Here is a 21,964-nt window from a genome sequence, read left to right as displayed (position 1 = left end):
TATCAATCTGCAACACGATGCGGGTTCGATGGTGATGATGCGGGACCATGGACGGATGCATGCGCAGCGCTGGGATACCAGCACGCCATCGTCTGTGAGTCGGCGATGACTCAACCTGCTTCGCATCTACATCCCCGGGTCACCGCCTACCGGTCCCGGCGTTCCTCGGTTTCCACCGGCCAACAGCAGACATGGGACCGGCTATGGCCCGAGATCGGCGCGCACGCCCGCTCGCAGCAGGGTCCTGCAGAGCTGCTCGACACCCGGGCATGGTTCGGCCGATCGGCACCTGTGGTGCTCGAGATCGGCAGTGGAACCGGAACCTCGACGCTGGCGATGGCCAAGGCCGAGCCGGACATCGATGTGGTCGCCGTCGAGGTGTACCGGCGCGGGCTGGCCCAGCTGCTCAGCGCGGTCGACCGGGAACAGGTCAGCAACATCCGCCTCGTCCGTGGCGACGGAGTCGACGTACTCGAGCACATGTTCGGGCCCGAATCGCTGACCGGCGTGCGGGTGTTCTTCCCCGACCCCTGGCCCAAGGCACGCCACCACAAGCGCAGGCTGCTGCAAGCCGACACGGTAGCCCTGATCGCCGACCGGCTGCGGCCCGGCGGCATCCTGCACGCCGCCACGGACCACGCCGGGTACGCCGAGCAGATCGCCGACGTCGGCGACGCCGAACCCCGGTTGAAGCGCGTCACCGCCGCAGAGGGCCTTCCCGTTTCGGTTGCGCGCCCGGTCACCAAGTACGAGGGAAAGGCGCGCGACGCCGGCAGCCCCGTGGCCGAGCTGGTCTGGGAGAAGCTGCCTTCATGAGCATCACCGAAGAGATCGTCGAGGCACCTGCTCTGGCGCCCGGCACCACACGCGTGCTGCTGGTCTGGGACGCCCCCAATCTCGACATGGGCCTTGGCTCCATCCTCGGGGGCCGTCCGACGGCCGCACACCGGCCCCGATTCGACGCGCTGGGGCGTTGGCTGCTCAACCGCACCGCCGAGTTGTCCGCCGGCCACGAGGGCGTCTCCGTCGAGCCGGAGGCGACCGTATTCACCAATATCGCCCCCGGCAGTGCCGACGTCGTCAGGCCGTGGGTCGAGGCCTTACGTAACGTGGGTTTCGCGGTGTTCGCCAAACCCAAGGTCGACGACGACAGTGACGTCGATGTCGATATGCTCAACCACATCGCCCTTCGCCGCGACGAAGGGCTGGCCGGGCTGCTGGTGGCCTCGGCTGACGGGCAGGCGTTCCGTCTGCCGCTCGAGGACATCGCCCGTGCGGGTACCCCTGTTCAGGTGCTTGGATTTCGCGAACATGCGAGCTGGGCGCTAGCCTCGGATACTTTGGAGTTCGTCGACCTCGAGGACATCGACGGTGTCTTCCGGGAGCCGCTACCGCGAATCGGCCTCGATTCGCTCCCCGAACAGGGAGCTTGGCTGCAGCCGTTCCGGCCGCTGTCCTCGCTGCTGACGTCTCGTGTGTGAACAATTGAAGTGCGCGAGGCGCGACAAGACTTGTGAAGTGATAGGAGCTTAGGTGTTCGCCTGGTGGGGCCGAACGGTCTACCGCTACCGATACATCGTTATCGGTGTGATGGTCGCGCTGTGCCTTGGTGGCGGCGTCTACGGCATCAGCCTGGGCCAGCACGTCACGCAGAGCGGGTTCTACGACGAGGGCAGCCAGTCCGTGCACGCCTCCGTCGTCTCCGACAAGGCATACGGTCGCGACACCTCCGGCCACATCATCGGGATCTACACCGCCCCCGAGGGCAAGACCGTCGACGACCCGGCGTTCCAGAAGAAGATCCTGGACAACCTGGCCCAGGTCGAGAAGGACCACCCCGATCAGATCCTGCGTTCGATCGGCTACTTCAAGAGCCCTGAAGTGCTCAAGAACATGGCCGACGCCGACAAACAGCACGCGTTCATGTCGATCCAGCTCAAGGGCGACAACGACGACACGATCCTGACCAACTACAACAAGAACCTCGGCGAGGACGGCAAGACCGTCAAGGAAGCACTCAACATTCCCGGCGTGGAGGTCCAACAGGCAGGCCTGCAGCCGCTGGCCGGCGAGTTGACCGGAACCATCGGTGAAGATCAGCAACGCGGCGAACTGCTCGGAGTGCCGTTGGTCATGGTCGTGCTGTTCTTCGTGTTCGGCGGCGTGATCGCGGCCAGCCTTCCGATGATCGTCGGCGGCCTGACCATCGCCGGGTCGCTTGGCATCATTCGTCTGCTGGCCGAATTCATCCCCGTGCACTTCTTCGCACAACCGGTGGTGACGCTGGTCGGACTCGGCATCGCGATCGACTTCGGCCTCTACATCGTGAGCCGGTTCCGCGAGGAGATCGCCGAGGGCTACGACACCGAGGCCGCCCTGCGCCGGACGATGATGACCTCGGGCCGCACGGTGACGTTCTCCGCCGTGATCATCGTCGCGTCGGCGGTCCCGCTTCTGCTGTTCCCGCAGACCTTCCTGAAGTCCATCACGTACGCGATCATCGCCACCGTCGTGTTGTCCGCACTCTTGTCGGTCACCGTGCTGGCGGGGGCGTTGGCCATCGTCGGACCCAACATCGACGCGCTCGGTGTGCGGACGCTGCTTCGGATACCGTTCCTGCGCAACTGGACGTTCTCACGTCGGATCATCGACTGGTTCGCCGAGAAGACCCAGAAGACCAAGACCCGCGAAGAGGTCGAGAAGGGTTTCTGGGGCAAGCTGGTCAACCGGGTGATGAAGCGGCCCATCGCATTCGCCGCGCCGATCATCATCGTGATGATCCTGCTGATCATCCCGCTTGGCCAACTGGCCCTGGGCGGCATCAGCGAAAAGTATTTGCCGCCGGACAACGGCGTTCGCCAGGCGCAGGAAGAGTTCGACAAGACCTTCCCCGGTTTCCGCACCGAGCCGCTGACTCTGGTGATGGAGAACGACAACGGTCAACCCGTCACCGACGCGCAGATCGCCGAGGTGCGCAACAAGGCGATGCAGATCCCTGGCTTCATCGACGCCAACAACGACCCGTCGAAGATGTGGCAGGAGCGCTCCTACCTCGACGGAGCGTCCAAAGACCCGTCGGTGCGGGTGATCCAGAACGGCCTGGAGAACCGCAACGACGCCGCGAAGAAGATCGAAGAACTGCGCGCCATACCGGCGCCCCACGACATCAACCTGTCCGTCGGCGGAACGCCCGCACTGGAGCAGGACAGTATTCACAGCCTGTTCGCCAAGCTGCCGCTGATGGTGACGCTGCTCATCGTCACCACCACGATCCTGATGTTCCTGGCCTTCGGTTCGGTGGTGCTGCCGATCAAGGCGGCGGTCATGAGCGCCCTCACGCTCGGGTCCACGATGGGCGTGCTGACGTGGATGTTCGTCGACGGGCACGGCGCCGGGCTGATGAACTACACGCCGCAGCCGCTGATGGCGCCGATGATCGGCATGATCATCGCGATCATCTGGGGTCTGTCGACCGACTACGAGGTCTTCGTGGTATCGCGCATGGTCGAGGCCCGTGAACGCGGCCTGTCCACCGCCGAGGCCATCCGTGTCGGCACCGCCACCACCGGCCGGCTGATCACCGGTGCCGCGCTGATCCTGGCCGTCGTCGCGGGCGCCTTCGCGTTCTCCGACCTGGTCATGATGAAGTACCTCGCGTTCGGCCTTTTGATCGCTTTGTTGTTGGACGCCACCGTGATTCGCATGTTCCTGGTGCCCGCAATCATGAAGCTGCTCGGCGACGACTGCTGGTGGGCGCCCAAGTGGATGAAACGCCTTCAGGAGCGCCTCGGCCTCGGCGAGACCGAGCTGCCCGACGAGCGCAAGCGGCCCGCCGTCCGCGATCAGGAGGACGCACTGGTGGCCGCGGGAGCACCGCTGCCGCCACGGCCACAACCGCCGCACGACCCGTCCCATCCAGCCGTCGAGGGCTCGTCACGGCCCGGCGCCGCGACGACGCGGATCCAGACCGCGCCTGCCCGTACCGCGGGGCCGTCCGTCGCGGGCACCACCCGCATGCGCACACAGCGTCCGACCCCGGCAGGCGAGCCGCAGACCACCCGGATGCCGACCGCCAACCGCAAGCCCCGAAACGCCGCCAACAACGCGAACGCGGCGCCGCAGCGCACCAAGCGCGCAGCACCGCCGCCGCCGGTGCGCGAGGACCGCGAGATCGAGTCCTGGCTGGGCGAGCTGCGCGGCAACGGTCCCGCCGCGACGCCACCGCCCGCGCCGAGGCACCGACCGCAGAAGGACGCAGACCCGACCACCGCGATCCCGGTGCCGAATCCGCGCGCCGGCGGACCGGCCCACCAGGCCGCCGAGCCGACGACCGCGATCCCCGCGCAGCGGGAGCCGGACCCGGAAGCGACCGAGAAGCTGACCGCACAGCAGGCCGAAGAAGAGGGCAGGCGTCGCGGAGGCGTCGGCGGCGTCAGCGCCGCTGACCTGTTGCGAAGGGAAGGTCGCGGGCGCTAGTCGCTCTGTGACGCCGTTCCGATGGTGTCGGCGTCGGCCTCGATGACCTTGCCGCCCTCGGCTTCCTGAGCCTGGATTTCGGCTTCGGGTTCCCTGGCGGCCAGCACCCGGATGGCGCTGTTCAAGAACGCCACCGTCGGCACGGCGAGCAGCGCGCCCACGATGCCCGCCAGCACCGCGCCCGCGGCGATGGCCAGCACAACGGCCAGCGGGTGGATGGACACCGCGCGGCCCATCACCAGCGGCTGCAGCACGTGGCCCTCCAGCTGCTGGATAGCGATGATGAGGCCGAGGGTGATCAGCGCGTAAACAAAGCCCTTGGCGAGCAGTGCGACGACGACGGCGAGGAATCCGGCGACGACCGCACCGACCAGCGGGATGAACGCGCCGAGGAAGACCAGCGACGCCAGCGGCAGCGCCAGCGGCACACCCATGATCGCCAGGCCGGTGCCGATGCCGACGGCATCGACCAGTGCGACCAGGAACGTCGCCCGCACATAGCCGATGAGTGAATGGAACCCGGCCCGGCCCGCATCGCGCACCCGCTCCTGGACATTCTCCGGGAAGATTCTCGTGACGAACTGCCAGATGTTGCGCCCGCCGTGCAGGAAGAAGATCAGGGTGAACAGCACAAGCAGTGCGCCCGTGATGATTTCGGTCACGGTGGCCGCCGTCGACAGCGCGCCACTGGTCAGCTTGGCCTGGTTGTTGCGCAGCGCTTCGATGGCCGAGTTGCCCGCATTCGTGATCTGATCCTTGCTCAAATGCGCGGGTCCCTCGATCAGCCACGCGCGGGTGCTATCGATGGACTTGGTGACCTGGTCGACCAGCCCGGGCAGCCCCGTGACGAACTGGCTGACGACGAACGACAACAGGCCGCCGACAATCGCGATTCCGCTGAGCAGGACCAGCGCCACCGCACCACCTCGGGGTGCGCCTCGGCGATCCAGGAAGTCGACCGCCGGGATCATCAGCGCGGTCACCATCAGCGCCAGTGCGACCGGCACCACGATGACCTGGAGCCGCGCTATCACCCAGATCACCGCGACGCCAAACCCGAGTATCACCAGCAGGCGCCACGACCAGGCCGCACCCTTGTGGATCAGAGGCGGGACCGCGTCGTCGTACCCAGATCCATCAGAGGCCATGCCGGTAGCGTAACGGCCGGTTAGAGGCCGCCACCGCTACCCTTTATGCGTGTCCCACGACGCGGCGGCAAACGGCGCCCGCAGCCAGGACGGAACCAGCCGCGGCAAATACTGGTGGTTGCGCTGGGTGATCATCGGCGTCGCCGTGGTGGTGCTGACGGTCGAGGTCACCTTGGTATGGGACCAGCTGGCGAAGGCCTTTCACAGCCTCTATGCGGCCAAGTGGCTGTGGGTGCTGGCCGCGGTCGCCGCGGCGATGGCATCGATGCACAGCTTCGCTCAGATCCAGCGCACGCTGTTGAAGTCGGCGGGCGTCGAGGTGCACCAGTGGCGGTCGGAGGCCGCCTTCTATGCGGGCAACGCGCTGTCCACCACCATGCCCGGCGGCCCGGTGCTTTCGGCCACCTTCATGTACCGCCAGCAGCGGATGTGGGGCGCCTCGCCGGTGGTGGCGTCCTGGCAGTTGGTGATGTCGGGTGTGCTGCAGGTGGTCGGTCTCGCCCTGCTCGGTCTGGGTGGCGCGTTCCTGCTCGGCGCGTCCAAAAGCCCGTTCTCCCTTATCTTTACGCTCGGCGGATTTTTCGCCCTGCTGTTGCTCGCGCAGGCGGTCGCATCGCGGGCCGATCTGATCGACGGCATCGGGGTGAGGGTGCTCTCGTGGTTCAACTCGCTACGCGGCAAACCGTCCGAAACCGGGGTGGAGACGTGGCGGGAACACCTTGCGCAACTGGAGTCGGTCAGCCTGAGCCGCCGCGACCTGACGATCGCGTTCAGCTGGTCGCTGTTCAACTGGATCGCCGACGTCGCGTGTCTGGCCTTCGCCGCCTACGCCGCGGGCGGTAAGCCGTCGCTGGCGGGTTTGACCGTGGCCTACGCAGCGGCACGCGCGGTGGGGTCGATTCCGCTGATGCCAGGCGGGCTGCTTGTCGTCGAGGCGATACTCGTGCCCGGCCTGGTTTCGAGCGGCATGACACTGGCGGCCGCGATCTCTGCGATGCTCATCTACCGGCTGGTGAGTTGGATATTCATCGCCGTCATCGGCTGGGTGGTGTTCTTCTTTATGTTCCGCACTGAAAAGGACGTCGATCCCGACGCGGCGATCGACCGAGCGGAGCCCTCCGAATCCGCGTCCGAATCCGAGCCGGGGCGCCAATCCGATCCATAGGAGACTTGTGACACGCCGAACTGTTCCTCTCTGCGCGGCGTTCGCCGTTCTAGCAGTGGTCGCACCGGCCTGCTCGACGTCGGAGGCGCCGCCTTCGGGAAGCACCGCGTCGTCCGAGGCGGCGACCACGTCCACCGCGGCACCGGCACCGACCCCGTCGACCGGCCCGGCGGTGGCCACCCCGGTCATTGCCGACGTCGTCGCGGCCCCCGTCCCGGTGCCCGGCACCGACGGGAAGGTCCACCTGGCCTACGAGCTGAAGCTCACCAACGTGCTCGACCAGGAGGTAACGGTGACATCCGTCGGCGTCCGCGAGGGCGACCGGACGTATCTGGACCTGTCCGGTGACGGGCTTTCCCACTGGATGCGGATCATCGGAAACCCCTCTCCCGCAACGAAGGTGGGCCCTGCGCAAACCGCGATCGTGTGGCTCGACGTCGCACTGGACAAGGGCGTGCCCGTTCCGGCCACATTGGTGCACACGGTCGGCATCTCGGTGCCGAAGCCGATGCCGCCGCTGTTTCCCGCCACCATGACCGAAGTCGTCGCGCCGGTCACCGTGCAGACGCGCAAGCCGGTGGTGATCTCGCCACCGCTGTCCGGGCCGGGGTGGCTGGACGGCAACGGTTGCTGCGACATGGGAGCGCACCGCATGGCGCTCAACCCGATCGACGGCGGGCTGTGGGCCGCCGAGCGATTCGCGATCGACTACGTGCAGCTGGGTGCCGACGGCAAGTTGTTCGCCGGCGACCAGACCAAGGTGGCGAGCTATCCGTACTTCGGCGCCGATATCCATGCGGTGGCCGACGGTCCGGTGGTGGCAGCCGTCGACGGGATGCCCGAGCAGGTGCCCGGTAAGTCCCCGACCGGCCTTGCGCTCAACGAATACGCGGGAAACCACATCGTGCAGGACCTCGGTGACGGCAACTACGCGCTGTACGCCCACATCAAGACCGGCGCGGTGAAGGTGAAGCCGGGCGACCAACTGAAGGCCGGACAGGTGATCGGCTCAGTGGGCAACACCGGCAACTCCGATGCGCCGCACCTGCACTTCCATGTGATGAGCACGCCGGACCCCCTGCGTTCCGACGGTCTGCCCTTTGTCTTGCGCTCGTTTGCGCTCGACTCTCGGCTCACCAATGCCGACGCACTCGGCCCGCTGTTGGACGGAGCACCCGCACCGTTGCAGCCCGGCGTCGCCAAGCGAGACGAAAACGACGTCATCCCCATGGATCTCGACGTCATGACCTATGAAACGAAGTAGCTCGCTCGCGGCGCTGGCCGACGTTGTCGGCGTGCTGGTGTTCGCCGCGATCGGACGCCGCAGCCACGCAGAGGGACTGACCGTCGCGGGTGTGGCGGAGACCGCGTGGCCGTTCCTGGTTGGCGCCGCGGTCGGCTGGCTGCTGGTCCGCGGCTGGCGCCGTCCTGCCGCGATCGTACCGACCGGCCTGGTGGTGTGGGTGAGCACGGTGGTGATCGGAATGCTTGCGCGCAGAGCCACTTCCGCGGGCGTCGCGGTCAGCTTCGTCGTGGTGGCATTCGCCGCGACCGCCGTGGTGCTGCTCGGTTGGCGGGCGGCCGTTGCGGCTTTCGCGCGCCGACCCGGTCAGCCCTGATCGTCACCGTTTGACGGCGGCTCGTCGGACGCCGACACCGTCAAGGTGGCACGCAGCCCGCCGAGTGGGCTGTCGGACAGCACGATGGTGCCGCCGTGCAGTGCGGCCTGCTGGGCGACCAGCGCCAGCCCCAACCCCGAACCCCCCTGCGCGGCAGTGCTTCCGCGCGCGAAGCGACCGAGCACGTTGTTGTGCTCGTCGGCGGGCAGCCCGCGTCCGTTGTCGTCGACGGTGATCGTTATCGAATGGTCAATGCGGCGACCCGACAGCATGATCCTGGTCGCGGGTCCGTGCGCGACGGCGTTGCGCACCATGTTGTCGACGGCCAGCCGGAGGCCACCCGGCCAGCCCCAGATGGTGCCGAGGTTGTCGTCGGCCGCCACGACGACCTCTACCGACCCGCCGGGCCGCATGTTCTCCCTGGCCACCCGGTCCAGCAGGTCGGTCACGTCGATGACTTCGCGGTCCTCGACCTGCGCGAGTTCCCCTGAGGCGAGTTGACCCAGCGCGGTGATGATCGCCTCGACGCGTCGCTGGGCGCGGGACAGGTCGTTGACCACCTCGGCCCGCTCCTCGGCGGGCAGGTCGTGGATGCGTAACGTGTCCAGGTCGGCCCGCATCGCGGTCAGCGGGGTGCGCAACTCGTGTGCGGCGTTCGCCGCGAAATCCTGCGCGGCCTGCAGCGAGTTCTGGGTAGCCTGCTGTGCGGCGGTGATCCGGCTGAGCATGCCCGTCATCGCCTCGGACAATTCCTCGGCCTCTCGGACGCCGCGGACTTCGGGCATCTCCTCGGTCCCTTTGCCAAGACGCCTGGTGTGTTCGGTGAGCCTGCGCAGCGGTCGGATCGCGGGCCCGGACAGCAGCCAGCCCACGCCTGCGGCGATCAACACCGTGACCAGACCGACCGCCACGTAGAACGGGATCCGCGCCCTGCTCAACAGGATGCTGTCGGCGCGAATGCCGATCGATATCAGCACGCCGCCCTGCTGCTCCACCGGAATGGTGCGGACCCGGTAATCGACGCCGTTCACCACGACGTCCGAGGTGCCCGGCTGCAGCGGAGGCAGCTGCAGACCGCGCTGGAACACCACCTGACCGGTCGATTCCATCCGGCCGGTCGTCAGCACGCCCTGCCGCGGGTCCGACAGCTGGTCGGGATACATGCTGGCCTCGACGATAGAATCCAATCGCCGATCCAGTTGTGCGGCATCGTTATTGGCGAGAACCACCGACGTCAGGATGGTGAACACCGCCACCACAGCGGCGGCCGCGGTCGCTGCGGCCAGTGCGACCCTGGTGCGCAGTGACGGGGAACGAACCAGCGGCAGGCGGCGCACTCGCTACGCTTCGTCTCGGTACACGATGCTCAAGCTCCGCTACGCTTCGTCTCGCAGCACGTAGCCGATCCCGCGAACCGTGTGAATCACCCTCGGCAGCCCGTCGCGTTCGAGCTTGCGACGCAAGTAGCTGATGAACACGTCGGCCACATTGGTGTCGACGTCGAAGTCATACCCCCACACCAACTCGAGCAACCGCTGGCGGCTGAGCACCACACCGGCGTTCTCGGCCAGCACCGCCAGCAGGTCGAATTCCCGCTTGGTCAGATCGACCCGCTCGCCGTCGACGAACACCAGCCTGCGCGCGGTGTCGATGGTCAGGGGTCCGACCGTCATGGTGTCCGACGACTGATCAGAAAGGCTCGTCCGGCGCAGCAGGGCATGCAGCCGCGCCACCAGCTCACCCAAATCGAAGGGTTTGGTCAGATAGTCGTCGGCGCCCGCCTCCAGACCGGCGATCCGGTCATTGACGGTGTCGCGCGCGGACAACACGCAGATGGGGATGTCGTTTCCGAGCGCGCGCAGCGCGGTCACCACCGCGACGCCGTCGAGTTCGGGCATCTGGACGTCCAGCACCAGGGCGTCGTGTTTCTCGTTGGACAGGAGCCGCAGGGCCTCTTTTCCGGTCGCCGCAACCCGAACGTCAAACCCTGAATGCCGCAGCCCGCGGGCCACGGATGTTCTGACATCTGGATCGTCGTCGACCATGAGCACCATTCGACCGGTGCTCTCCTGCGCGGGCGGCTCTCCCCCGACCCGCACCGACGTTATGGCGTGTCAGCGATGCCGTCGCCGTTGCTGTCGCCGCAGCGATTCTTGATATCCACCAACGGTTGACGGATGCCGGTCAGCTCGCCCTTGATGATCGGGTTCGCGCTCATGTACTTGTCCACCTCGGTGCGCACCTCGTCGCGGGTCTTGCCCTCGAGGCTGGTGAAGAAGTAGTTGACGTCCTGATGGCTGAACAGATAGTCGGACGTCGCCTTGGAGACGCCTGCGGCCGTGAAGGCCAGGTCGGCGGCGGTGCAGTTGGCGGGCTCCTCAGCCATCGCCGACGGAAGAGCGCCGAACAGCATCGCACCGGCGAGCGCACCGGTTCCGACCGCGCCAGCTACCGCACGCCGCGCAGTACGGGCAGAGAGCAACATCTAGAGGCTCCTTCATCGAATGAGTTGTGGCAGTAACCATCGCGGTTACACACACCGAAAGCTAATCAGAATCGCTGCCGACTTTCCTGCCTTGCGGCGAAACCAATACTCAAAAGTTCAAAAACCCCAGCTCAGACTGGCGGCGGCCGGAAAGCAGTGACAACGCCAGCTACCGCGTGCCGACAGTCGCCGGACCCGGCAGCGGGCCGGTGCCGCCGACCACAGCCGAGGCCGGGGAGGACTGCGCGGGCGAATAGCCGCCCGGCAAACCGACAGACTGCGCGCCGGGCAGCGATCCTGGCAAACCCGCGGGCAGTCCGCCGCCCTGCTGCGCGCCCTGCAGCAGACCCAGAATCTGCGGCACGGAACTGGCCGCACACGGATCCGGCGCGGCTCCTTGCGACGGCAAGGTGACATAATGCCATTGCGCCCACCGCAGCAGCCAATCCAGCAACCGAATCTGCAGGTAAAAGCCAGCCAATAAAGGGTCGGCAGCAAGCCCGGCTATTCACAGAGGTCGGTTAGAGCAGCTTAAGGCGTCAATTAGGCCGCATCGGACCAGCGCAGGCTGCGATATCCTCGCGCTAAGTACCCGGGCCGGGGAGAAAGCGGGAAAACCATCCAGCAGTTCATGATGCGCTTGAGCAGTGGCCTGCGCAGATTCCGCTGGGCGGTGTTCGTGGTGTGGCTACTTCTCCTCGCGCCAGCGGTATATCTGGGGATGAGCCAGTCCGGCCACCTCACCGGCGGCGGTTTCGAGGTCGCCGGCTCGCAGTCGCTCTACGTGCAGCAGGAGCTCGAGGAGCAGTTCCCCGACCAGGGCGCGTCGCCGCTGGCCCTTGTCGCAGCGCCGCGAGCCGATGCGTCCTTCGCGGACATGGACGCCGCCGTGGCGCATCTGGAGCGGCTCGCAGGCGAGGTGCCCAGCGTCAAGGTGGTGCCCAACCCCCAGCAGCCGCCACCCCAGCCCGACCGGCCCTACGTCGTGACGTTGCAGCTGGACTTCAACAACACCGGCGCCGTGGACGTGGCCAAGCAGCTGCGCCAGAAGGTCGGGATCAACGGTGACCAGCCGGGCGAGGTGCAGGACGGCAAGGTCAAGCTCTACGTCATCGGCCAGGGCGCGCTCGGCGCCGCAGCGACGGCGGCCACCAAACACGACATCGCCCAAGCCGAGCAGTGGAACCTTCCGATCGTCCTGATCGTCCTGCTCGCGGTGTTCGGTTCGCTGGCCGCTGCCGCCATGCCGCTGGTGCTTGGCATCTGCACGGTCGCGGTCACGATGGGTTTGGTCTATCTGCTGTCGATGTACACCACGATGTCGGTGTTCGTGACGTCGACGGTGTCCATGTTCGGCATCGCGCTGGCGATCGACTATTCACTGTTCATTCTCATGCGGTTCCGTGAGGAGCTGCGGGCAGGCCGCGAGCCGGAACAGGCCGCCGACGCCGCGATGGCCACCTCGGGCCTTGCCGTCGTGTTGTCCGGTCTGACCGTCATCGCATCGGTGACGGGCATCTACCTGATCAACACGCCGGTGCTGCAGTCGATGGCGACGGGCGCAATCCTCGCGGTGGCTGTCGCGGTGCTGACCTCGACGACTCTGACACCCGCGGTGCTGGCCACGTTCGGGCGGGCGGCCGCCAAGCGGTCGTGGCTGCTGCACTGGTCGCGACGGCCCGAGACCACCCAGTCGCGGTTCTGGACCAGATGGACTGGCTGGGTGATGCGCCGGCCGTGGCTGTCGGCCCTTGGCGCGACGGTGCTCCTGCTTGCGCTGGCGGCACCGGCGTTCTCGATGGTGCTCGGCAACAGCATGCAGCGGCAGTTCGAACCGACGCACGAGATCCGCGGCGGAGTCAACGCTGCGGCCGATGCACTCGGGCCCGGCGCGCTCGGCCCGGTCCGCGTTCTGGTGACGTTCCCCGACGGCAACTCCGCGTCCGCGCCTGCGAAGGAACCGCTGCTGCAAGAGGTGCAACAGCGAATGTCGCAGGCGCCCAATGTCGTTACTGTGCAGCCCGCGGTGTTCGGCAATGACTATCGCAGCGCGCTCGTCTCGGCCGTGCTGTCGGTGGACCCCGAGGACCTGGCCTCCCGGCAGTCCGTCGACTGGATGCGGGCCGAGCTACCTCCGGTGGTCGGCGACAAGGCGACGATCGACGTCGGTGGCCCCACCGCGTTGATCAAGGACTTCGACGACCGGGTGAGCAAAACCCAGCCCGCGGTGTTCGGGTTCGTCGCCCTCATCGCGTTCGTGATGCTGCTGGTCTCCATCCGGTCGGTGTTCCTGGCGTTCAAGGGCGTGCTGATGACCGTGCTGTCGGTGGCGGCCGCGTACGGCAGCCTCGTGGTCGTCTTCCAGTGGGGCTGGCTCGAGCAATTGGGCTTCCGGCCGATTTCGTCGCTCGACAGCACGATCCCGCCGCTGGTGCTGGCGATGACGTTCGGTTTGTCGATGGATTACGAGATCTTCCTTCTGACCCGTATCCGCGAGCGGTTCCTGCAGACCGGCAACACTCGTGACGCCGTCGCCTACGGCGTGAGCACCAGCGCGCGCACCATCACCAGCGCCGCGCTGATCATGATCGCGGTGTTCATCGGCTTCGCGTTCGCGGGCATGCCGCTGGTCGCCCAGCTCGGCGTCGCGTGCGCGGTGGCCATCGCCGTCGACGCCACGGTGGTGCGGCTGATCCTGGTGCCCGCGCTGATGGCCATGTTCGACCAGTGGAATTGGTGGCTGCCCGGCTGGCTGGCCCGCATACTGCCGTCGGTCGACTTCGAGAAGCCGCTACCCAAGGCCGACATCGGCGATCTGGTCATCATCCCGGACGACATCTCGACGCTGGCGGCGTCGGGCATCGACATCCGCACGGTGGTCAGGTCGGCGGCCAAGCTCAAGAACATGGCTCCCCACACGATCTCCGTCGCCGATCCGCTGGCCTTCAGCGGCTGCCTGCCGTCCAACGGTTCGGCTTGCATCAACGCTCTCACCGGCCACGCCAACGGCCATACGCACACCAGCGGCGCGGGCAACGGCAAGACGGTCAAGCTGAAGCGTGGTCCGCGGCCCATGCACCCCGTCACGATGTGGCGCGGCCGGCTGTCGGTGGCGCTGGACGCGCTGGAGACCGAGGCGGAGTCCGACCGCCCGCCCGTGGAACGCAACAGCCCGATGGAGACCACCAACGTCCAGCTGCCGACTGGCGACCGGCTGTCGATACCGACGGGGGCCGAGACGCTGCGGCTGAAGAGCTACCTGATCATGTGCAGGAACAGCACGAAGGACTTCTCTGAGTTTGCCGATTTAGTCGACTCGATGGAGACTCAAACCGCTGCTGTGGTGCTGGCCGGAATGGATCGGTACTACTGTGGTGAGCCATCCAGAAAACAATGGGTGGCCACCCAGCTGGTGCGCCGATTGGCCGATCCGCATCCGTCGGATGAGTTCGACATTCCGATGTCGGGCCCCGAAGCGGAAGCGGACTGGGCCAAGGTCAGGGAGCGGTGCCTTTCGGTGGCGGTCGCGATGCTGGAGGAGGCGAGGTGACGGTGACTGTGGACGTTGGCCGCGATGCTGCCACCGCACGCATACCGACCGGCGCTCCGAAGCGGGCGCGCCGCCCGACCAACGACGACGGGCCCGTGGAGTTCTGGCCGACGGCCGCGATCCGCGAGGCACTGGAAACCGACGACTTGACGGTATGGCAGCGCATCGTCGTCGCCATCAAGCGCGATCCGTACGGCAGGACGGCGCGCCAAGTCGAGGAGGTGTTGGAATCGACACGGCCATACGGGGTTTCAAAGGCACTGTCAGAAGTGTTGACCCGGACCAGGGATAACTTGGAAGCGAACGAACGCGCTGAGGTTGCCCGCCAGATCCGAGTGCTGCTCGGCAGGTCCGGGCTCAAGCCGCAAGAGTTCGCGTCACGGATCGGTGTCCCAGGTGAGGAACTCGCCGGCTACATCGAGGGCAAGACCAGCCCGCCCGCATCGCTGATGGTCCGGATGAGCCGGCTTTCGGATCGCTTCGCGAAGATGAAGGCCCCGCGCACGGGCGGCCCTCGCTGATCACCGACATCGATCGCATCCTGCGCGAAACGCGCACTGTCGCGATCGTCGGCGCGTCCGCGAATCGGGCCCGCGCCGTCTACTCCGTCTGGCGCTACCTGGAGTCGGCCAGCGACTACCAGTGCTACCTCGTCAATCCCACCGTCGGCGACATCGACGGCACGCCGACCTATCCGGACCTAGCGGCGCTACCTGTGGTGCCCGACCTCGTCGACGTCTTCCGCCGCCATCAGCATCTGCCCGCGGTCCTCGAAGACGCGATCAGGGTCGGTGCGAAGACCCTGTGGTTGCAGTCGGGCCTCGCCGACGAGCAGGTGGCGCGCGACGGCGAAGCCGCAGGGTTGCAGGTCGTGATGGACCGCTGCCTGAAGGTCGAGCACGCGCGCCTGCTCAGCGCGAGTTGATCGGTGTCACGTCGTCGACGAGCCAGCGGCCGCTGTCCTTCGACAGCGTGACGCGCAGCGCAAGCACCGCGGTATCGGGCGGTTGACCCGGCACGTTCTGCGTGCCACGCATGACCACGGCGACGCTCGCATTCTGCGGGCCGATCGCCTCGACACCCGCTGAAATCGTGGCGGCCGATGCCGAGACATTTTTCTTCGTCAATTGCTCTGCCACAGCTGCGAATTCGGTCTTGTACTTGTCCGCCCGGTCCGGTGACATCAACTCTGTCGCGCGATCGATGGCCGTCGTCGGGCTCGACGGCGTGAACGTCGCGCTGGCTTCTGCGACGCTGCTGGCGATGCCGACCACTTCGGCGCTGTCCTTGTGCAGGGCGCGGTCGGGCACCATCCACTTCGTGTAGCCGACGACCACAGAGGCGACCAACGCGACCGTCGCCAAGCCGGCGATCGCCAGACGCAGTCCCGGCCCGTCGTCGTCCGTGCCGACCGTGACCCCGTCGCGCCGCGCCAGCACGGCGTTGAGGATGACACCCTCGACGATCAGCAGGCACAGCACCGAGGCCAGCGACACCCACCACAGCGGCCATGCCAATGCGACGCCGATGTAGATCAGGGCGGCGATCGCCGCAAGCGGTGCGGCGACGTCGAAGGCCAGCACCCGAAGCCGGTTTCTCACTGGATCTGCTCCAGGCGGGAGATCAGCAGCTTCCCGTCGACATCGGAGACGTCGAGACGGAGATTCCAGCGCAGTGTCTGCGGCTTGCCGCCGATGTTGTCGCTGATCGACGTCGCCACCACGAACACCGTGTCGGTGCGCTTGACCATTTCGGCGAGCGCAGGTTGCGGCGTCGGCGGGGGCGCAGGTTTGCCGTCGGGCAGCGTCTGCGGGCGATGGTAGATCGACTCGATCGCCACCGAGTCGATCTGGCCCTTCGTGCGCGACTGCAGCGTCTGGACCACCTTCTTGTACGGCTCGACCACCGACTCGAACTCATTGCTCAGCTCGCCGACCGTGCCGTCGTGCAGCTTCTGCAGGCTGGAGTCGATGTCGCCGGAGTTCATGTTGATCAACACGGTCGTCCAGTCGGCCGCGGCCAAGAGCACCTCGCTCTGGTGCCGGCGCTCGTCGGCGTCCGACGTGTGACCGGACCAGACGATCAGCGCGAGGACGATCGCTGCCACCGAGAGCAGGCCGAGGGCTGCAGAAGCGATGCCGTACCCCGTGAAGACGGAACCGTCGTCCTCGGCGAGGTCATCGTCCGTGCGCTCGTCGTCGGTGCGCTCGTCGTCGGGCATGGGCGTGAGGGTACCTAAGCGCCCGGCACGCCCTGGTATCGCCGGCGTCGCCACCTTGAGCACAATGCGCAAAAGCCGAACATCGCGCGTTGTGCGTTTAGTGCGCACAAGCGAGCCATATCGGCCGTGGACACATAGCTTGTGATTGCCGGACCACACCGGCAAACAACGAAACCGCAACGGATACAGGAGAATTCACATGTCCGCCAACACCACCCAACACGACTGCTCGGATCAGGGCTGTCTGGCCGCAATGCTCGGCGTCGAGCTGGCGATCACCGACGACGCGGAGACGGATTGAGTGTGTCGTGGCGCACTCGCGCACTTCTGGCAACCTGGTGGGGTGACGGTAGAAGCAACCCGCGGCGGTGCGGGAGCGACAATCAAATCGGGTATCGACCTGAGCCACGTCAACCCGCAGGCCCGCCCGCAAGATGACCTGTTCGGCCACGTGAACGGCCGTTGGCTGGCCGATTACGACATCCCGGCCGACCGGGCCACCGACGGCGCGTTCCGGTCGCTCTACGACCGCGCGGAGGTGCAGATCCGCGAGCTCATCGACGAAGCCGCTACGGCGGCGACATCAGACAGCGCGGCCGCCTCCTCTTCCGGCACCGACCAGCAGCGCATCGGGGATCTGTACGCGAGCTTCATGGACGAGGCCAGCGTCGAGCGGAAAGGCGTTGCCCCTCTGCTCGACGAGCTGGCAGCGATCGACGCCGCCTCGGACGCCGACGCGTTGGCTTCGGTGATCGGCGCGCTGCAACACACCGGTGTCGGCGGCGGCACCGGCGCATACATCGACACGGACTCCAAGGACTCGACCCGCTACCTGCTGCACCTGAGCCAGTCCGGGCTGGGGCTGCCCGACGAGTCCTATTACCGCGACGAGCAGCACGCCGAGATACTGGCCGCCTATCCACGCCACATCGCCGCGATGTTCGCACTCGTCTTCGGCGAGGAACCCCAACCCGGCGAGTGGGAGGCCACCGCCGAGCGCATCGTCGCGCTGGAGTCCAAGCTCGCAGCGGCGCACTGGGACGTCGTCAAGCGGCGCGACGCCGACCTCACCTACAACCTGCGCACGTTCACCGATCTGGTATCCGAGGCCCCCGGCTTCGACTGGGCCGGCTGGATCGGCGCGATGGGCGCGGGCCCCGAGACGGTCGCCGAGCTCGTCCTGCGCCAACCCGACTACCTGACGGCGTTCGCGGCGCTGTGGGCCAGTGCCGACCTCGAGGACTGGAAGCGTTGGGCCCGTTGGCGGTTGATCCATGCGCGCGCTTTCCTGCTCACCGACGAGCTGATCGCCGAGGACTTCGACTTCTACGGCCGCACGCTGAGCGGCACCGAGGCGATCCGGGAACGGTGGAAGCGCGCCGTATCGGTGGTGGAGAGCCTGATGGGCGACGCCCTCGGAAAGCTTTATGTCGAGCGGCATTTCCCGCCTGACGCCAAGGCCAGGATGGACGAACTCGTCGCGAACTTGCGGGAGGCCTACCGGGTCAGCATCAACCGGCTGGACTGGATGACGCCCGACACCCGCCTGCGAGCGCTGGCCAAGCTGGACAAGTTCACGCCGAAGATCGGCTACCCGGCGAAGTGGCGCGACTACTCGAACCTGGTCATCGAGCGCGATGATCTGTACGGCAACTACCGTCGCGGCTACGCGGTGAGCTCCGAGCGTGAGCTGGCCAAGCTCGGCGGCCCCGTGGACCGCGACGAATGGTTCATGACGCCGCAGACGGTGAACGCTTACTACAACCCCGGGATGAACGAGATCGTCTTTCCCGCAGCGATTCTGCAGCCGCCGTTCTTCGACGCCGATGCCGACGACGCCGCCAACTACGGCGGCATCGGTGCGGTGATCGGACACGAGATCGGTCACGGGTTCGACGATCAGGGCGCGAAGTACGACGGTGACGGCAACCTGGTGGACTGGTGGACCGACGACGACCGCACCGAGTTCGGTGCGCGCACCAAGGCGCTGATCGAGCAGTACGACGAGTTCGTGCCCCGCGGGCTGGCCGACGGTCACCATGTCAACGGCGCGTTCACAGTCGGCGAGAACATCGGTGACCTCGGCGGCCTGTCGATTGCCTTGCTGGCCTACCAGCTTTCGCGCGACGGCGAGACGGCGCCGGTGATCGACGGCCTGACCGGTGTGCAACGGGTGTTCTTCGGCTGGGCACAGGTGTGGCGCACGAAATCACGTGACGCGGAGGCGATCCGGCGGCTCGCGGTCGACCCGCACTCACCACCGGAGTTCCGCTGCAACGGCGTGGTCAGGAACATGGACGCGTTCTACGAGGCGTTCGATGTCGACCGGGACGACGCCCTTTTCCTCGAACCGCAGCGGCGCGTCAGGATCTGGAACTGATCTCCAGTTTCCCCTCCGCGGCCTGATAGAACGGCCGGGTGGCCAGCACGTAGATCGCGAACACCGCAGCCGGAGCGAGCAGCGGCAACCACGGCAGCTCGAACGGGAACGACGCCGCCAAGACGCCGACGAAGGTAAAGCCAAGGGCGGCAAGCATTGCCGGTGCGGACGCGCCGAGCACCCGCGTGGAGCCGCCCTCGGTGTATCGCAGCACCAGGTAGCACGCCGCGGAGAGGCCGGCGAGCGCGGTCAGCATCGGCGGCGCGTCGGAGACGACGATCGCCACGGCCGCGGACAGGACGGCCACCGTCGCCGCGGTCCTGAACGGGATGCCGACCAGCACCATGGCCGTTCCGAACATCGCGAGAACGAGCGGGGGCCCGGCGGTTTGAAAACCCGCCGCCACCACCATCATCAGACCGAATGCCGCCGAAAGCAGGTGCGCCCCGCGGACAATGCGCGTCATCGCTGTCCCCGCACCGGCCGTCGGCGCTCGGGCACCAGCCGCATCGACTGATCGAGCGTGTGCTCCGACGGCCAGGACACCACGTCCACCCCGACGGTGCCCATATCGCGGTACATGAACGACCTCTGCATCGCCCACATCCGGGTGAACAACGGGTCTTTGCCTTCTCCGAACGGTGCGCCTTCGAGAACGTCGACGGCGACGACGGTGTGTCCACGCTTGCGCAGATCTATCAATGACAGCGCGAACTCGGTGTCGAGCATCGTGGAGAAGCCGACGACGATCGCACCCGGCGGCAGCGCGGCGCGGGGTGCCAATGTGCCGGTGGTGGTGTCGAATTCGTCGCCGGCTCCGAGCAACGTGTCGAGCACCCGGTAGAACTGCCTGCGCCCGATTTCGGCACCCAGCCAACGTGGCCGACCTCCGCCGAGCGTGACGATCCCCGCCCGGTCACCGCTGCGCAGCGCGCTCTGCACCACCTGGACGGCCCCACGCAGCGCCCGCTCGGTCGCCTCGGTCGCAGGGCCCGGCGGCTGCGCGTACATGTCGATCAGCACGACCACATCGGCCGCCCGGTCGGTCAACCGCTGGGTGACGTGCAGGCTGCCGCGGCGGGCGCTCACCGGCCAGTTGACGGTCCGCAGCTGATCGCCGGGAACGTACGGCCGGATGTCGGCGTATTCGACGCCCGGCCCGGTGTGCCGGGTCAAGTGCGTGCCGAGCCGATCGAGCAGCTCGGTCCTCGGGATGGCGGTGGATTGCGGTGGGGCCACGGGGAACACGAACACGTCGGTGGCGTCGACCGTCGCGGTGCCCGACAGCAGGCCGCCGGGTGCGACGACGTCGACCGTGGCACGGATCGGGTAGCGACCCCACCGGTCGGCCGCGACGCTGACCGTCTGCCTGCCTGCGGGATCGCCGTCTGCGACGCCTACCCGCATGCCGTCCACACCGGTTATCGCGAGGGCCACGGCGACGTCACCGGGTTCTGCGGTGGCCCACACGCTCACCTGCGTCTGCTCCCCCTCGAAGCAGCGCTGCAGGCCGGGCTCGGCGTGCACATAGACCTTCGGCACCGTCTTCTGCCAGCCGATCGAGCACAGCACGCCCAGCAGTGGCGCCACGAAGGAGATCAGCTGCCACCGCGACCCGATCAAAGCCGCAGCAAGCGCGACGCCTGCGCACGTCGCCACCGCGCGCGTCAACGGCGATGCCCGCCAACGCAACTCGGCTTCGGTACGGCGGGTGTCGATCACGCCTGCGCTCGCGGAACCGGCAGCCGCCGAAGCAGTTCCTCCACCACGTCGGAGCCGTGCACGCGGCGCACCCACATCTCCGGCTTCAGGCTGATCCTGTGGGCCATGGTGGGAACGGCGAGCGACTTCACGTCCTCCGGTATCACGTAGTCGCGGCCGAGGAGAAGGGCACGCGCCCGCGCGTGCTGAACCAGGTCGATCTCCGCACGGGGGCTGGCGCCGACGGCAACCTGCGGATGCTGGCGGGTGGCATTGGCCAGGGAGACGACGTAGGCGAGCACGTCGTCGTGCACGGTCACCTCCTCCACCGATTCCCGCATCGCGACCAGATCATGGGAATCCACAACCTGATTCACGGTCGGCTCGGCCGATCCCCGCTCCAGGCGGCGGCGCAACATCGACGTCTCCTCCGTTTCGGACAGATATCGCAGTTCGAGCCTGATCGCAAAGCGGTCGAGCTGCGCCTCGGGTAACGGATAGGTGCCCTCGTATTCGATCGGGTTGTCGGTGGCGAGCACGATGAACGGCGCGGGGAGCTTGTGGGTGACGCCGTCGAGGCTCACCTGCCCTTCGGCCATCGCCTCGAGCAACGCCGCCTGCGTCTTGGGAGGCGTCCGGTTGATCTCGTCTGCGAGAAGCAAGTTGGTGAAGATTGGCCCACGGCGGAACTCGAAGCGACCCGACTGCATGTCGTAGACCGTCGAGCCGAGCAGGTCGGCGGGCAGCAGGTCCGGCGTGAATTGCACGCGCGTGAAGTCCAGGCCCAACGCCGCGGCGAAGGACCGGGCGATCAACGTCTTGCCGAGGCCCGGCAGATCCTCGATCAACACATGGCCGCCCGCGAGGACGGTCGTGAGAATCAGCGTCAGCGCTGCGCGCTTGCCGACCACCACGCGCCCGATCTCGTCAAGCACCGCCTCACAGTTCGCCGTCGTTGTCGCTGCTGGCAGTCCCATATTGGCTGTCATACCTGCTCCAACCTTTGCAGAATTTGGTCGAGGGCGTCGCGCCCTGGGCCCGGTTCGCTGCCACCGGTGCGGGATACGTTCTGCGGGTCCACCCACGCCCACAGCTCCGCACCGAAGAGCATGCTGCCGGTGGCGTGAAACGCCACACGATCCTTGGCCTGCCGTTGACCGGTGGCCATCTCGAACTGCCGGGCCAACATCGGACGCAGGTGCCGGTCCCAGTCCCGTCT

The 21,964-nt window shown here is 67.1% G+C and carries 19 protein-coding genes and 2 pseudogenes; 10 read left to right on the top strand and 11 right to left on the bottom strand.

Annotated features, from left to right (window positions below; translation table 11 throughout):
• The first annotated feature begins 37 nt into the window (after positions 1 to 37).
• The 3 genes and pseudogenes from trmB (at position 38) to mmpL3 (ending at position 4,476) form a co-directional block, all read left to right on the top strand.
• Positions 38 to 816, top strand: a pseudogene (gene trmB / locus QOJ24_RS17610) (tRNA (guanosine(46)-N7)-methyltransferase TrmB).
• Positions 813 to 1,481 carry an NYN domain-containing protein gene (locus QOJ24_RS17605; RefSeq protein WP_526263463.1) on the top strand — a complete coding sequence of 223 codons (669 nt, stop codon included), beginning with the start codon at positions 813 to 815 and terminating at the stop codon, positions 1,479 to 1,481. The pseudogene trmB and the gene QOJ24_RS17605 overlap by 4 nt, the downstream one beginning before the upstream one ends.
• A gap of 52 nt (positions 1,482 to 1,533) precedes the next feature.
• Positions 1,534 to 4,476, top strand: coding sequence for a trehalose monomycolate exporter MmpL3 (mmpL3, locus tag QOJ24_RS17600; protein ID WP_526263461.1), 2,943 nt, complete (start codon positions 1,534 to 1,536; stop codon positions 4,474 to 4,476).
• On the opposite strand, the gene QOJ24_RS17595 is transcribed toward mmpL3, so the two are convergent.
• Positions 4,473 to 5,624: an AI-2E family transporter gene (locus QOJ24_RS17595; RefSeq protein WP_526263459.1), complete on the bottom strand. Its 1,152-nt coding sequence runs from the start codon at positions 5,622 to 5,624 to the stop codon at positions 4,473 to 4,475. The genes mmpL3 and QOJ24_RS17595 overlap by 4 nt on opposite strands.
• 49 nt (positions 5,625 to 5,673) lie before the next feature.
• On the opposite strand from QOJ24_RS17595, the gene QOJ24_RS17590 reads away from it, so the two are divergent.
• Genes QOJ24_RS17590 through QOJ24_RS17580 form a run of 3 tightly spaced genes read left to right on the top strand, consistent with a single transcriptional unit; the run spans position 5,674 to position 8,408 of the window.
• Positions 5,674 to 6,789 (top strand): lysylphosphatidylglycerol synthase transmembrane domain-containing protein, encoded by a 1,116-nt coding sequence (locus QOJ24_RS17590; RefSeq protein ID WP_526263457.1) that lies wholly within the window; start codon positions 5,674 to 5,676, stop codon positions 6,787 to 6,789.
• 7 nt (positions 6,790 to 6,796) lie between these two features.
• Positions 6,797 to 8,053, top strand: coding sequence for a M23 family metallopeptidase (locus QOJ24_RS17585; protein WP_526263455.1), 1,257 nt, complete (start codon positions 6,797 to 6,799; stop codon positions 8,051 to 8,053).
• The gene (locus tag QOJ24_RS17580) at positions 8,040 to 8,408 is read left to right on the top strand and encodes a DUF3054 family protein (RefSeq protein ID WP_526263453.1); all 369 of its coding nucleotides are present in this window, start codon (positions 8,040 to 8,042) and stop codon (positions 8,406 to 8,408) included. The genes QOJ24_RS17585 and QOJ24_RS17580 overlap by 14 nt, the downstream gene beginning before the upstream one ends.
• On the opposite strand, the gene QOJ24_RS17575 is transcribed toward QOJ24_RS17580, so the two are convergent.
• The 4 genes from QOJ24_RS17575 to QOJ24_RS17560 all read right to left on the bottom strand — a co-directional run bounded on the left by QOJ24_RS17575 (position 8,399) and on the right by QOJ24_RS17560 (position 11,302).
• Entirely contained in the window at positions 8,399 to 9,745 is a 1,347-nt protein-coding gene (locus QOJ24_RS17575) for a HAMP domain-containing sensor histidine kinase (protein WP_526263451.1), read from the bottom strand. The two genes, QOJ24_RS17580 and QOJ24_RS17575, sit on opposite strands and share 10 nt — an antisense overlap.
• Before the next feature lie 39 nt (positions 9,746 to 9,784).
• Positions 9,785 to 10,462 (bottom strand): response regulator transcription factor, encoded by a 678-nt coding sequence (locus tag QOJ24_RS17570; RefSeq protein ID WP_206428629.1) that lies wholly within the window; start codon positions 10,460 to 10,462, stop codon positions 9,785 to 9,787.
• 50 nt (positions 10,463 to 10,512) lie between these two features.
• The gene (locus QOJ24_RS17565) at positions 10,513 to 10,893 is read right to left on the bottom strand and encodes a hemophore-related protein (protein WP_526263449.1); all 381 of its coding nucleotides are present in this window, start codon (positions 10,891 to 10,893) and stop codon (positions 10,513 to 10,515) included.
• 169 nt (positions 10,894 to 11,062) lie between these two features.
• Entirely contained in the window at positions 11,063 to 11,302 is a 240-nt protein-coding gene (locus QOJ24_RS17560; protein ID WP_526263447.1) for a hypothetical protein, read from the bottom strand.
• A 222-nt stretch (positions 11,303 to 11,524) separates the two neighbouring features.
• On the opposite strand from QOJ24_RS17560, the gene QOJ24_RS17555 reads away from it, so the two are divergent.
• From QOJ24_RS17555 to QOJ24_RS17545, 3 genes are read left to right on the top strand one after another with little or no spacing between them, the layout of a single operon-like run.
• Positions 11,525 to 14,443, top strand: coding sequence for an MMPL family transporter (locus QOJ24_RS17555; protein WP_526263445.1), 2,919 nt, complete (start codon positions 11,525 to 11,527; stop codon positions 14,441 to 14,443).
• A complete protein-coding gene (locus QOJ24_RS17550; protein WP_526263443.1) occupies positions 14,440 to 14,964 on the top strand; it encodes a helix-turn-helix domain-containing protein in 525 nt (174 codons plus the stop codon). The genes QOJ24_RS17555 and QOJ24_RS17550 overlap by 4 nt, the downstream gene beginning before the upstream one ends.
• Positions 14,961 to 15,368, top strand: a complete 408-nt coding sequence (locus QOJ24_RS17545) for a CoA-binding protein (RefSeq protein ID WP_526263513.1) — start codon at positions 14,961 to 14,963, stop codon at positions 15,366 to 15,368. Before QOJ24_RS17550 ends, QOJ24_RS17545 begins: the two co-directional genes overlap by 4 nt.
• Here QOJ24_RS17545 and QOJ24_RS17540 read toward each other — a convergent pair.
• Positions 15,355 to 16,044, bottom strand: coding sequence for a hypothetical protein (locus tag QOJ24_RS17540; protein ID WP_526263441.1), 690 nt, complete (start codon positions 16,042 to 16,044; stop codon positions 15,355 to 15,357). The genes QOJ24_RS17545 and QOJ24_RS17540 overlap by 14 nt on opposite strands.
• Complete coding sequence (locus QOJ24_RS17535) at positions 16,041 to 16,664, bottom strand: Rv1363c family protein (RefSeq protein WP_526263439.1); 624 nt, start codon at positions 16,662 to 16,664, stop codon at positions 16,041 to 16,043. The genes QOJ24_RS17540 and QOJ24_RS17535 overlap by 4 nt, the downstream gene beginning before the upstream one ends.
• A gap of 382 nt (positions 16,665 to 17,046) precedes the next feature.
• Here QOJ24_RS17535 and QOJ24_RS17530 point away from each other — a divergent pair, with 382 nt between their 5' ends.
• The gene (locus QOJ24_RS17530; RefSeq protein WP_526263511.1) at positions 17,047 to 19,044 is read left to right on the top strand and encodes a M13 family metallopeptidase; all 1,998 of its coding nucleotides are present in this window, start codon (positions 17,047 to 17,049) and stop codon (positions 19,042 to 19,044) included.
• On the opposite strand, the gene QOJ24_RS17525 is transcribed toward QOJ24_RS17530, so the two are convergent.
• The 4 genes and pseudogenes from QOJ24_RS17525 to QOJ24_RS17510 form a co-directional block, all read right to left on the bottom strand.
• Positions 19,028 to 19,510, bottom strand: a complete 483-nt coding sequence (locus QOJ24_RS17525; RefSeq protein ID WP_526263437.1) for a hypothetical protein — start codon at positions 19,508 to 19,510, stop codon at positions 19,028 to 19,030. The genes QOJ24_RS17530 and QOJ24_RS17525 overlap by 17 nt on opposite strands.
• Positions 19,507 to 20,766, bottom strand: a complete 1,260-nt coding sequence (locus QOJ24_RS17520; RefSeq protein ID WP_526263435.1) for a DUF58 domain-containing protein — start codon at positions 20,764 to 20,766, stop codon at positions 19,507 to 19,509. Before QOJ24_RS17520 ends, QOJ24_RS17525 begins: the two co-directional genes overlap by 4 nt.
• Positions 20,763 to 21,722 (bottom strand): AAA family ATPase, encoded by a 960-nt coding sequence (locus tag QOJ24_RS17515; protein ID WP_526263433.1) that lies wholly within the window; start codon positions 21,720 to 21,722, stop codon positions 20,763 to 20,765. The genes QOJ24_RS17520 and QOJ24_RS17515 overlap by 4 nt, the downstream gene beginning before the upstream one ends.
• 8 nt (positions 21,723 to 21,730) lie before the next feature.
• Positions 21,731 to 21,964: pseudogene (locus tag QOJ24_RS17510) on the bottom strand (hypothetical protein); the annotation flags it as partial.

The sequence above is a fragment of the Mycobacterium sp. genome (assembly GCF_032159775.1).
Taxonomy (GTDB): domain Bacteria; phylum Actinomycetota; class Actinomycetes; order Mycobacteriales; family Mycobacteriaceae; genus Mycobacterium.
The sequence above is the reverse complement of the archived record's forward strand: the minus strand, read 5'-3'. Positions and strand labels throughout refer to the sequence as shown.